At 32.5% G+C, this 12,609-nt stretch carries 13 protein-coding genes; 5 read left to right on the forward strand and 8 right to left on the reverse strand.

Features of this window, described 5'->3' with window-relative positions:
- Positions 1–117: 117 nt before the first annotated feature.
- Both CD035_RS06065 and CD035_RS06070 read left to right on the forward strand, forming a co-directional pair.
- Positions 118–1,287, forward strand: a complete 1,170-nt coding sequence (locus CD035_RS06065; protein ID WP_048541570.1) for a hypothetical protein — start codon at positions 118–120, stop codon at positions 1,285–1,287.
- 17 nt (positions 1,288–1,304) lie between these two features.
- Positions 1,305–2,522, forward strand: a complete 1,218-nt coding sequence (locus tag CD035_RS06070; RefSeq protein WP_025904434.1) for a metal-dependent hydrolase family protein — start codon at positions 1,305–1,307, stop codon at positions 2,520–2,522.
- Between the two features lie 82 nt (positions 2,523–2,604).
- Here CD035_RS06070 and CD035_RS06075 read toward each other — a convergent pair whose 3' ends face one another.
- The 3 genes from CD035_RS06075 to gabT are packed head-to-tail and all read right to left on the reverse strand — an operon-like array spanning position 2,605 to position 6,656.
- Positions 2,605–3,984: an NAD-dependent succinate-semialdehyde dehydrogenase gene (locus CD035_RS06075; RefSeq protein WP_048541568.1), complete on the reverse strand. Its 1,380-nt coding sequence runs from the start codon at positions 3,982–3,984 to the stop codon at positions 2,605–2,607.
- Positions 3,947–5,338 (reverse strand): APC family permease, encoded by a 1,392-nt coding sequence (locus CD035_RS06080; RefSeq protein WP_048541567.1) that lies wholly within the window; start codon positions 5,336–5,338, stop codon positions 3,947–3,949. Before CD035_RS06080 ends, CD035_RS06075 begins: the two co-directional genes overlap by 38 nt.
- A gap of 31 nt (positions 5,339–5,369) precedes the next feature.
- Positions 5,370–6,656 (reverse strand): 4-aminobutyrate--2-oxoglutarate transaminase, encoded by a 1,287-nt coding sequence (gene gabT / locus CD035_RS06085; RefSeq protein ID WP_048541564.1) that lies wholly within the window; start codon positions 6,654–6,656, stop codon positions 5,370–5,372.
- 101 nt (positions 6,657–6,757) lie between these two features.
- Here gabT and gabR point away from each other — a divergent pair, with 101 nt between their 5' ends.
- Positions 6,758–8,140, forward strand: a complete 1,383-nt coding sequence (gene gabR / locus CD035_RS06090; RefSeq protein WP_048541562.1) for a MocR-like transcriptional regulator GabR — start codon at positions 6,758–6,760, stop codon at positions 8,138–8,140.
- 85 nt (positions 8,141–8,225) lie between these two features.
- Here the strand turns inward: gabR and CD035_RS06095 are convergent, their stop codons facing one another.
- Complete coding sequence (locus tag CD035_RS06095) at positions 8,226–9,236, reverse strand: aldose epimerase family protein (RefSeq protein WP_048541560.1); 1,011 nt, start codon at positions 9,234–9,236, stop codon at positions 8,226–8,228.
- A 62-nt stretch (positions 9,237–9,298) separates the two neighbouring features.
- Positions 9,299–9,886, reverse strand: a complete 588-nt coding sequence (lepB, locus tag CD035_RS06100; RefSeq protein ID WP_048541558.1) for a signal peptidase I — start codon at positions 9,884–9,886, stop codon at positions 9,299–9,301.
- Between the two features lie 140 nt (positions 9,887–10,026).
- Between lepB and CD035_RS06105 the strand changes: the two genes are divergently transcribed.
- Positions 10,027–10,275 (forward strand): DUF3923 family protein, encoded by a 249-nt coding sequence (locus tag CD035_RS06105; protein WP_048541555.1) that lies wholly within the window; start codon positions 10,027–10,029, stop codon positions 10,273–10,275.
- Positions 10,276–10,366: 91 nt separating this feature from the next.
- On the opposite strand, the gene CD035_RS13920 is transcribed toward CD035_RS06105, so the two are convergent.
- Together CD035_RS13920 and CD035_RS13925 are read right to left on the reverse strand one after the other, a co-directional pair.
- Complete coding sequence (locus tag CD035_RS13920) at positions 10,367–10,528, reverse strand: hypothetical protein (protein ID WP_153653627.1); 162 nt, start codon at positions 10,526–10,528, stop codon at positions 10,367–10,369.
- Positions 10,529–10,556: 28 nt separating this feature from the next.
- Positions 10,557–10,712: a hypothetical protein gene (locus CD035_RS13925; protein WP_103354199.1), complete on the reverse strand. Its 156-nt coding sequence runs from the start codon at positions 10,710–10,712 to the stop codon at positions 10,557–10,559.
- Between the two features lie 231 nt (positions 10,713–10,943).
- On the opposite strand from CD035_RS13925, the gene CD035_RS06115 reads away from it, so the two are divergent.
- A complete protein-coding gene (locus CD035_RS06115; RefSeq protein WP_048541552.1) occupies positions 10,944–11,123 on the forward strand; it encodes a VraH family peptide resistance protein in 180 nt (59 codons plus the stop codon).
- Between the two features lie 46 nt (positions 11,124–11,169).
- Here CD035_RS06115 and CD035_RS06120 read toward each other — a convergent pair whose 3' ends face one another.
- Positions 11,170–11,778 carry a YIP1 family protein gene (locus CD035_RS06120; RefSeq protein ID WP_048541551.1) on the reverse strand — a complete coding sequence of 203 codons (609 nt, stop codon included), beginning with the start codon at positions 11,776–11,778 and terminating at the stop codon, positions 11,170–11,172.
- Positions 11,779–12,609: the final 831 nt, after the last annotated feature.

A 12,609-nucleotide genomic window follows, 5' to 3' on the forward strand; every position in this document is an offset into this window, starting at 1 on the left:
ATGCAATTAATAGTGTAATATTTATCTATATATTCTAAATTTTTAGAAAATACTATTAACTTCTTGATTTAGATATGCTAAAGTTTGACTATTAACTTTAAAAAGGAGGGAATGCTAATGGTTAGTGAACCGCTTATTTCAGCAACAATACTATTCGCATTAATCGTTCTCGGGGAAATTATTTCTTATCTTACAAAGGCTCGTGTACCAATGTTATTAACTGCAATGGTCAGTTACTTGCTTTTATCTTGGGCAGGCGTCTTACCTGAAAAGATATTAGATAATGCCATTTTACCTTCACTTGGTGCGCTTATTATTGCACCAGTTATCATGCATATGGGGACAATGATGCCGCTTCATATACTTAAATCACAATGGAAAGCAGTTGTTATATCAATATTAGGTATATTGGGTTCTACAACCTTAATATTAGTCTTCGTTACACTCCTATTTGATTTCCGTACTGCCGCTTCAGGTGTTGGACCTATTGCTGGAGGTATCGTCGCGCTGCTCATCACAGTCGAAAAGCTTCAAGATTTAGGATTAGCCAATCTCATTGTTTTACCCGCTATCGTGCAGGCTCTTCAAGGCGTTATTGGTATGCCATTAAGTTCTATCCTTATGAAGCGCTATTCAAAATATTACTTAGCAAATAGACATACAGACAAAAATGTCGCTAATATTTCTAACAAAAATGAACCTAAGAAAGAAACGATATTTAATAAGAATCCGTTACTTCAAAACAATGTTATCAGACTCTTTATTATGTTCTTCTTAGCAAGTATTGCCTTCATGATTGGCGAAGTAACAGGCATTCATTTCACACTCATCAGTTTATTATTTGGTGTTATCGGTTTGAAAATTGGCTTGTTTGAACAAAAAGAACTGGAACGTAATCAATCATTCACAATCATGATGGTTATTATCATTTTAATCGTTATCGGTTCTATGGGTGGCATTAAACCACATGATTTATGGGAATTCTTACCTGCTATTTTATCTATTCTTGTTATAGGTACAATTGGTATTTTAATTGGCGGATTTATCGGTGCTAAATTAATTGGTTGGAAACCAACTAAAGCATTACCTGTTGCTTTAACCGCATTGTATGGTTTTCCAGGTGATTTTATTTTATGTGAAGAAGTCAGTCGATCTGTTACTGATAATGAGGAAGACAGAGAAGATGTATTTAACGAGTTATTAAGCCCGATGATTATTGGTGGGTTTACAACAGTTACAGTTGCATCTGTTATTTTAACATCTATATTAATGAACTTTATTAAGTAATTGAGGAGGACATAGATATGATTATAAAAAACATCAATTTAATAGACGGTACTGGAAAAGACATTCAACGAGGTGTGGATATAAAAGTTGAAAATCATGTCATTTCTGAAATTGGTAGTAATTTAAATGGCGACAATATAATAGAAGGAAATGGTCAATATCTATTACCAGGTATAATCGATAGTCATGTACATGTTATGTTGGAAATGGAACCTTTAGAAAGAAGATTATCTACACCTTTTTCATATAACTTCTACAAAGCAATTGATCATTTAAAACGAACAGTTGATGCAGGTGTTACAACCGTTCGAGATGCTTTAGGAGCAGATTTAGGTTTAAAAGAAGCTGTGAATGATGGTTTAATACTCGGACCGCGTTTACAAATAAGTGTCAACGCATTAACCATTACAGGTGGTCATGGGGACAGTTATACTAAATCCGGTATACAACTCCCTATTTTGCAAGATGGCTATCCTGGTTTACCGAGTGGTATATGTGATGGTGTGAATGAAGTCCGTAAAAAAGCACGCGAAATGTTAAGAGCTGGTGCTGATGTATTAAAAGTACATGCAACAGGTGGTGTAACAAGTGCAACTGACCATCCAGATTATACGCAATTCTCATTAGAAGAATTAAAAGTCATTGTAGAAGAAGCGCAATTTAGAAATAATCGAAAAGTTATGGCACATGCTCAAGGGTTGCAAGGTGTTAAACAATGTATAGAAGCAGGCATTCACTCAATTGAGCATGGTATATATTTAGATGATGAAGCAGTTCAATTAATGAAAGAAAAAGAAATGTATCTCGTACCTACATTACTCGCACCTCTTTCTGTTATAGAGTTCGCTGAAGAATTAGGTATGAGTGAAAATTCTATTAAGAAATCTAAACAAGTCATGCAAGACCATATTGATAGCTTTAAGAAAGCACATCAAGCTGGTGTAAAAATAGCAATGGGTACAGATGCAGGTGTATTCAAACATGGAACTAATTTAAGAGAATTAGAGCTTATGGTTGAACACGGCATGACAGAAATGGAAGCTATTGTTTCGTCTACTAAGACAGCTGCTGAATGTTTAGGTTATGACGACGACTTAGGTACAATTGAAGTCGGCAAGAAAGCAGACTTCATTATACTAGATCAAAATCCTTTAGAAGACATCAAAGTATTAAGAGACCCAAATAAAATTAAAGTCGTTTCAATAGATGGCAAAATTGTCAAAGACATTAGATAATATCATAGCATTTAAAGTGTATTCTAGAAATAGATACATATGAGAACCCCCTAAAAGTGGTCACTTTTAGGGGGTTCATTTATTACATATTACCGATTGATAAATATTTAGTTTCTAAATAAGGTTCAATACCTTCGATACCACCTTCACGGCCATATCCACTTTCTTTAAATCCTCCAAATGGCGCATGCGCTGCTGATGGCGCACCATCATTCCAACCTATCACACCGAAATCAAGCTTCTTATAAATATCAAAGCCTGTACGATAGTCATTCGTGAAGAAATAAGCGGCTAAACCATATTCTGTATCATTGGCAACTTTAATAATGTCATCTAAGTCTTCGTATGCCATGACTGCAGCGATTGGTCCGAATGTTTCTTCATGCATCACTTTCATATCAAGATTTGCTTGTCTGATAACGACTGGCTTTAAGAAATTTCCACCTAATTTTAATTGTTCTAATGGTAATGACAATTCTCCACCATGATGTACGGCATCTTCAATTTGGTCAATGACTTTATCTACAGCTTGTTGATTAATTAGTGGACCCATTTCAACACCCTCTTCTAAGCCATTTCCTACATTTAATGCATTTACTTTTTCAGTTAAACGTTCTGTAAAAGCTTGTTCTATATCTTGATGTACATAAATTCTATTTGCACTTATACAAGTTTGTCCTGAATTTCTAAATTTAGTCGCGATTGTTTGATCAACTGCTAGTTCAATATCTGCATCTTTATGAACAATAACTGGTGCTAATCCACCTAATTCCATCGTGACATTTTTAACTGTATTTGCAGAATCTTTTATTAAATGTTTACCTACTGGTGTAGATCCTGTGAATGTTATCTTCTGTATAATTGGACTTTCAGTAAATATTCTACCTGCGTCTTTACCACTTAATACAACATATTGAATGGCATCTTCAGGGATACCCGCTTCATGTGCCAATTCAACCATTCTTATCGTCGTTAGTGGTGTTTCTAAAGCCGGTTTACAAACAATTGTACAACCTGCTGCTAATGCTGGTGCCATTTTTCTCGCAATCATTGCTGCCGGGAAATTCCAAGGAGTAATTGCACCAACAACACCTACTGGGAACGGATCAGTGATAATTTTTTTACCTTTTTGATTAGCAGGTATAGTCTTACCATAAATACGTTTTGCTTCTTCTTGATACCATTGAATGTAACTATTTGCGTAAGCAACTTCGCCTAATGCTTCTTTATAAGGTTTACCGTTCTCTAGAGTAATTAATTCTGCTAATTCTTCTTTATGTTCATCAATTAATTGATACCATTTTAATAAAAGTGATGAACGTTCATGAGCGTCTTTTTCACGCCATGATTCATATGCAACTTGTGCTTTATCAATTTGTTGAATTGCTTCTTCTTCAGAAGTATAAGGAATCGTCTTAACGACTTCATTCGTTGCTGGATTGTATACTTTTAGCTGTTTCAAATACTTCATCCCCTTTTGATTTTGTTAAATATAAGACTACTGCTATGCCATACCATACGAATACGATAATCCATTCATGTGGCCAAATAAGTGATGACGGCATTCCTGGTAAATAGATTGCGATAAACGCAATACTTAAAATTACAGCAATCCAACCAACTACTTTACCACTTTTAATACGATATGGTCTTTCTAAATTAGGTTCACTTTTTCTTAATTTCAAAAATGCACATGCAACTAAGAAGTAACCTAATACAACACCGATCCCACCAGCATCAACAATCCATACTAATGCAGGACGACCTAATAAAGGTGCAATAAATGCTAATACACCAAGGAATATAATACCGTGTGTTGGTGTTTTGTATTTAGGGTGAATGTATGCAAACCACTTAGGAATCATATTATTTTTCGCCATCGCATATAAAATACGACTACCACCGATAATAAATGCATTCCAACTTGTGATAATACCAGCAATTCCACCTAATACGAGTAATATTCCAAATCCACTTGATCCAAATAAATTCACCATTGCATCTGCCGTAGCTAATTCACTTGTACTTAATTGACTTGGTGTTAAACCAGTCGCAACACCAAACACAATTAATAAATAGAAGATAACCGATGCTATAATAGAGATAACTAAAATACCACCTATTTTTTTAGAAGGTGCTTTTACTTCTTCAGCTATTTGTGGAATAACATCGAACCCTACGAATAAGAATGGAATCATGATCAGAACAGACATTGTTCCACCTACACCACCATTAAACAATGGTTTAAGATGTGTAAAGTCACCATTGAACCCTGCACCAAAGAATAATAATAAACCGACGCCTACAATAAATATTGTGAATACAGTCTGCATAACTGCAGCTGGTTTAACGCCAAAGTAGTTTAATGATGTTAATATGACACTACCTAATGAACCGATAAGTACCCAAGTTAAGTAAACATCCCAACCGGCTAAATTCCATAATAAGCCAGAATGTTCAAACGGTATGACATAGTCTATAACAGTTGGTAATGCGACTGCTTCAAATGTAATAACAGATACATAACCAAATAACACTGACCAACCAGATATAAATGCTACACCTGGACTAAATGCTTTCTTAACGAAGACAAATCCGCCACCTGTTTCAGGAATTGCAGAGGCAAGCTCTGCGTATGTTAATCCAATAAAAATTACTAATAATCCACCAATTACAAATGCGATAATACTACCTAGAAATCCTGCTTGTGAAATCCATTCTCCCGAAAGAACAACCCAGCCCCATCCAAGCATGGCGCCAATCGCGAGAAATAATACGTCTGCTATATTCATTGATTTATTAAATTGAGAATTCATAATTATACCCCATTTTTATTAGTCAAATTTCTTAAAGACTAGATTCTAAGATTGATAATCCTTCGTTTAATTCTTGATCTGTAATGACTAACGGTGCTAAAAATCGAATCACATTTCCGTTAATACCAGCTGATAATAATAATAAACCATTTTCATTTGCTGCTTTAACGATTTGTGACGTTTTAACTTTATCAGGTGATTGCGTTTCTGGATCGACAATTTCCATTGCGACCATTGCGCCTAATCTACGAATATCTCCTATAAATGAATGCTCTAATTTAAATGCTTCTAATCTTGATTGAATTGTTGCGCCAAGTTGTTCAGCTTTAGCATTTAAGTTTTCTTCTCCAATAATTTCAATTACTTTTAATGCTGCTTCACATGCAAGTGGATTTCCTGCATATGTACCACCAATTTCGCCTGGATTTGGGCTATCGACAATTTCGCTTCGTCCAACAACACCACTTAATGGGAATCCTGCTGCTAGAGATTTTGATACAGTCATTAAGTCTGGAATAACATCAAAATGCTCAATTGCAAATGTCTTACCAGTACGTGCAAAGCCTGTTTGAATTTCATCTGCAATAAATACGATACCATGTTCTTCACAAATATCTTTTAATGCATGAATAAATTTCTTATCTGGAATGATAAATCCACCTTCACCTTGTACTGGCTCAATCACAACACATGCCACTTCTGAAGGATCCACTGTTGCGATAAAGAAATTCTTCAAATCTTTAATGACTGAATCTATGTATGCCTCATCACTTAATCCTTCAGGTTTATCTGCTAAATAAGGATATGGCGCTTGATATACTTCTGGTGCAAATGGGCCAAACCCCAATTTATAAGGTCTTACTTTACTTGTCATAGACATCGTTAAATTTGTTCTTCCGTGAAAGCCTCTAACAAATGATACAACTTGTTGTCTACCTGTATATTTTCTAGCGATTTTTACAGCGTTTTCTACTGCTTCTGCGCCAGAATTTAGTAATACTGTTTTCTTTTTATGGTCACCTGGTGTAATTTCTGCTAATTTCTCTGCTAATTTAATATAACTTTCATACATAATCACATTGAAACCAGGTAAAATAAATCTTTCAAGCTCGTTTTTTAAATGTTCAGTTATTTTAGGATGTGAATGACCAACGTTTAACGTACCAATTGCTCCTGCAAAGTCAATCCACTCTTTACCGTCTTTATCTGTAACTGTTGCCCCTTTTGCAAAATCAGCAATATGTGTATTACCATTACTGACACCTCTTGCTACATATTCGTTACGTAAAGATTCTAATTGTTCTTGAGTCTTACCCATCAAAATCCCTCCTATTGTTTATTTAGTATATATTAAAAAAAGATTGGTATAATGAAAAGTACCAGTTTTTAATTTTTAATAGTACCAGAGGGGTGAACGATATGACTCAAACTTACAAATATAGAGAAATTTATCTCAAATTAAAACAAGATATACTCTCTCAAAAATATAATAGTCACGAAAAATTACCATCCAAAAGACAACTTTCAATTGATCAAAATGTCAGTATTAACACTGTCAAGAATGCTTATGAACAACTTTTTGCTGAGGGTTATATATACACAAAGGAAAGACAAGGTTACTTTGTTGAGGCATTAAATAAGTTAATCATTCAAGATCAACATATTACGCAACCTTTAAACTATAACCCCACTCAAATTAAATCTTCATATCGTTATTCTTTATCGCATATGACAACAGACATCTCACAGTTTCCAATAGACTTATGGTCTAAATATGTGAAAGAAGCTTTTCATCTTTTCAAACATGAAATGTCAGAAATCCCTGTATATAAAGGGCCGCTTGAGCTAAGAAAATCAATCGCTCAATTGATTTCATACAAAAGAGGTGTCGTTTGTTACCCTGAACAAATCATTGTCGGCTCAGGTACAGCGAACTTATTAAGCAGCTTATTCAAAGCATTTTCAAACAATCAAAAAATCGCTATTGAAAATCCTGGATATTCTCGAATGAGAAAGCTATTTATCGGCATGGAACAGGATGTCGTTAATATCCCACTAGACAACAAAGGGTTATCTGTTGAACATGTGAAACAGGCAAAGCCTGATTTTGTCGTGACAACACCTTCACATCAATTTCCAACAGGCACCATTATGCCAATTTCAAGAAGAATTGAATTACTCAACTGGGTAACTGAACATAATAAATATATTATAGAAGACGATTATGATAGTGAATATAAATATGGTACAGATAATATTCCTTCATTATATAGTTTAGATAAGAATGAACGTGTCATATATTTAGGTACATTCGCGAAAACATTAATGCCAAGTTTAAGAATAAGTTATATGGTCTTACCCTATCCACTTTTATATAAATTTGATGCGATAACAGATACATCCATTACAGATTTAAGCTTAATAAATGCTTACGCCCTACATTTATTTATTAAATCCGGAAACTATGAGAAATATATTCGTAAAATGCATCATACTTATACTGAAAAGAGAGAGCTTTTTCTAAAAGTATTAAAAAGGGCATTTAAAGAAGACGTCTCGATATACGACATGGAGGCAGGTCTTCATTTTCTAATTAATATTAAGACAGACTTAAGTTATCAAGAGATTGAACAAAAAGCGCATGACCACGGTATAGAATTATATACGATTAGACGTTTCATGGCTGATGAACCTGAAAACACACCATTTAAGACACTTATTATTGGATTTGCGAAAATAAATCGAGATGATATCGAACCTGCTATTTTAAAACTAAAAGACATTATATATGATAGCCATTGATAACTATGACATAAAAAATACTTTCATAACCAACGCTTCTATACAAGGTTGGTTATGAAAGTATGATTGTCTTCTATTATATAAACTATTTCTTATAATTGATTTGATAACTTGTGACACTATTAAATGTGTCGCCATTTCTTAAAATTGATGGTGCTGATTCATTTAATAAATTAATATCATTAGGTAGTGATTGCGTTTCTAATGTAAAGCCACTATGTACATGAATAGAGTCTTTGCGATCATTCCAATTTACATCGTTCAATGTAAATATGACAACTTCATTCTGATTAGTCGTCATTTCAAGTTCCAATTTATCATTCGACACTTTGAAAGTGCCATCTTCTAATTTCACTGGATGATCAATACCATTAAATTGCTTGATTTGTTGTAATCCACTTTCGAATATATCTTTAAAAGTTATACTATCTTTCCCAATTTCTACATTAATATTCTCTGTATCGAGAGATTCCACAATTTGATTATCCTTTAGCGGATATAATTGAACGTTATGATGAAGTTGATGGTTTTCAATAGATGCATTTGTTTCATTCAAATTAAAATACACATGATTCATCGGATTCAATAAAGTATCTTCAGTACTCGTTGCTTCATATATAATCGACCACTTCAAATTCGTTAAATCATAATGATGTGTTACGGTCATATCAATATCACCTGGGAAATGATCAACTGAATGTTTCAATTCTACATGATATACAATACGGACAATATCATCTTCATTAACAATGTCATAATCAAACACTTGAGTATGCAACCCATTAGAACCACCATGTAAATTATGCACACCATCATTTTGTTCAATCTGATAGGATTCACCATTTAATACAAACTGACCATTTTCAATTCTGCCACCATATCTTGCAACAGTCGCACCAAAGAAATAAGGATTTTGCTCATAATATTCTATTAAATCATCGCTTTCAGTCGGACCAAGGATAACGGATCTACCATCAATTTTCCAATCGACAATCCGCATACCAAAATTCGTGAATTGAACCTTTGAACGCTCATCATAGATTGTAATCAAATCTATATTCTTCTCTTTATCTAAAGTCTCAATCTCAAATGACATTAGCCTCATCCTATTCTATAAAGTCTACATGCAGTTAATTAAAGTTTAGCATTTTGTTCCAATCAATTCTCATTTACATGATCAAACGAATCAGCGTAAAAGTCATATTTCATATTATTCGTTGGTAAAATTCTTATTTTAGCTTTTCCTACAATCTGTTCGTCGGTAATGAGCCCAACATCTTGGCGACTATCGTTACTATTCAAACGATTATCACCGAGGACTAAATATTTACCTTCTGGAATTACTTTTTCACCTTCAGAATTTTTTGTATCTGATACATCAAAGTTTTCCGTTAAATATTCCGTGAATTTATGCTTCTTATTAAAATCTAAATAAGGTTCTGCAACTTTTTCATGATTGATATATAATTGATCATTCTTATAACTGACAGTGTCACCAGGTACACCTATTAATCTCTTAATATAATCCTTTTCTTCATTCGCATGAAAAATAATCACATCACCTCTATCAATCGTACCAAGCGTTTTCGAAATTTTACTAACAATCAAATTGTCTTTATCATTAAACGTAGGATACATAGACTGTCCATGCACCTCATATCTACTAAATAAAAAAGTCGCAATAAGCCACGCCACAACAATAGCGACAACGATAGACGCAACCCATTCCATTAAATTCTTAACCACTATAACCCTCCTCAAACTCATATTATTTACATGTTATTCAAACCATATCATATATTCAAGCATTCTTCCCTTTATTGCTCATTTAATATTTAAATGATAATATTAAATTAATATATTATATACTGAAAAGAGGCATTCTCATGAAAGTATCTTGGATATTGTGGTGGATTTTAACAATCATTGAAGTTGGTGCATTTTTAACGTTCTCAATCTTTTTATGGTTTAGAGAAGTCGATGCCACTGGAGCTGTGCAAACAACAGAATTAAAATGGTTCTCTATCGGTATCATGGCAACACTTTTTATCATTCCATTCTTAACACAACTCGTTTGGTTAATCGTCAATATCATCACTTCTAAAAAGTTAAAATCTCAAAATCAAAATGTATAAATATAAAATAACGATACACTCCGTCACATTTCACTTAAATAAGAGATAAAGACATAGCGTGTATCGTCTGTTTTTATTAAAAAGAGCCACCCTAATTCATGACCTTTTTTACTACTTTATATGCAGCTATTATAAAGAGAAATATTGAAACTCCCCACAATACAGCAGATAAATTGGTTAAACTTCCTTCTAAATTAGTTGCAATAACTGGAAGTATACCTGCTATTAATATTAATAAAATAATTTGTTTCATAAAGATTCACCCTTTAGTACATTATTCTTTATTTTGGCCATCCTAAATAAATAGCAAAGATAATAAGAACGGCACTAACAACTATAGATCCTTTATAAATATTATGCTCTTTTCTACGTTTTATACCAACTACTACTATAACTAAACCTAATATAAATGAAAGTAACATTATATAAAAACCCATGTGATATACCTCTTTCGTTGTTAATATTATTTTAAAGACTCAAAAACTTATGATATTCATAATATATTTCTTTATAATATAAATGTAACATTTTATACATAATTATGGTAATCATATATATTAAAGAGATGAAAATGTTATCTGTTTTACCAGTAATTATATGAGATGGTATAATATGAAATGAATAATCTCACATAAATTATAAGAAAGAATATCAATGGAGGGTTAAGCATGAAAGTAAAAGAATTACTTCAGAAAAGTTTCAACGATTTACTTGAGTTAGAATTAACGGGTTATAATATCGCAGTTGTACTAGTTGCGGTTGTTGTCTTAAGCGTTCTCATCACACCTTTATTTGGAATTCCTGTCGGACTTTTAGGTGGCGCGTATTACTTAAAAAATTATAAATAATATTTAAAGCCCGTTTCCTTGAAAACGGGCTTTATTGATCAATTCCTTATATACTTGCTTGAATTAAACCTATTCCAATTACGACAACAAGATAAATCACAGTCCATATTACTGCTGTCTTTCCTTTAAATCTACTTGTTGCATATAATACAACTCCAAATAAATATACTGCTAATAATGTTGATAAATCAAATACATCGAGATAATCATTACTTTGGCTAAATACTGCCAAACTTGAAATAGAGTGTTTAACTGGATCTAAACCTACAATTGCTATAATAGCTATAACGATAAGATTAAAGATTGTTGTAATTAATTTTACAAACGTTGCAGCTGCGAATAAACTTGAAGCTTTTACATCAGATTTCATAATTTTTGAGATAATTAGAAAGATTAGAAACGAAAAAGCAATGCCTATTATTGGTGCTAAAATACCACCTATGTATGCAAATACTGTAGTAAATGTAGACATTTGATTAATTTCAGTTTCACTTAATCCAGCTTCTTTTAAATCAGCTATAAGATCATTTGTTATTGATGTAATCCATATTGAAGCAACTGATAAAATAATGACCAAAATCATATTTAACAACCACTTAGGTCGTTCTCTATAGTTGTTTAAAGTTGGTGCAAATAATAAATTTGAATGTTTCATCACTATACTCCTTTGCTTTTTGTATAATTTAAGGTTAACATTCATAAAGCATTAATAAAATACTTAATTATATTATTAATATTCTTAAATTTTATAATCGTTATTTAATTTTTGCATAGAATATGATATTCATGTACTTCTTAAGGAACTATGGAAATTAAATATTCATATGATTACTCAACAGAAATAGACAAAATATACCAAATTATGCTATTATGTAAATGAAAAAGGCAACGTGCTGTCACACGTTGCCCATGAGCCCGTTAAAAAGACGGTGGCTTTATTTAATTGGTTAATAATAACCATCGAAACATACCAAAGTTAGCGATGGTTATTTTTTATGGTTATTTTTACTAATTAATACTAAACCAATGATTGAAATAACAATCATCAGTATTTCATAATCAGTCATATTACTCCTTTCTAGGAGTTGAAACCATTATCATAGGCATCACCCCTTTATTTAAGAGATTAGCCACCATCTATCTAACTTGCTCTGTTATATTATACCAAATTCCCATTATTTGTAACATTGTTTCAGTATTATAATAGACAAAATATATGTATTTATTTTATAATATATACATAAAAGGCAACGTGCTGTCACACGTTGCCTATGAGCCCGTTAAAAAGACGGTGGCTAGTTAATTATTTATAAAAAATAACCATTAAACTGTCCAAAGTTAGAGATGGTTATTTTTTTGTACTTTTTTATGGATATTTTTAATTTTACGCTCTATCACTCATGTATGATTCCACTATTGTTTGTGAATTACATAAAAAACCATGAATAATTAATTACAAATTTAATATTCTTAAATCTCATAAGTA

Origin of the sequence: Mammaliicoccus sciuri (assembly GCF_002901825.1) — a bacterium.
GTDB classification, from domain to species: Bacteria; Bacillota; Bacilli; order Staphylococcales; family Staphylococcaceae; genus Mammaliicoccus; species Mammaliicoccus sciuri.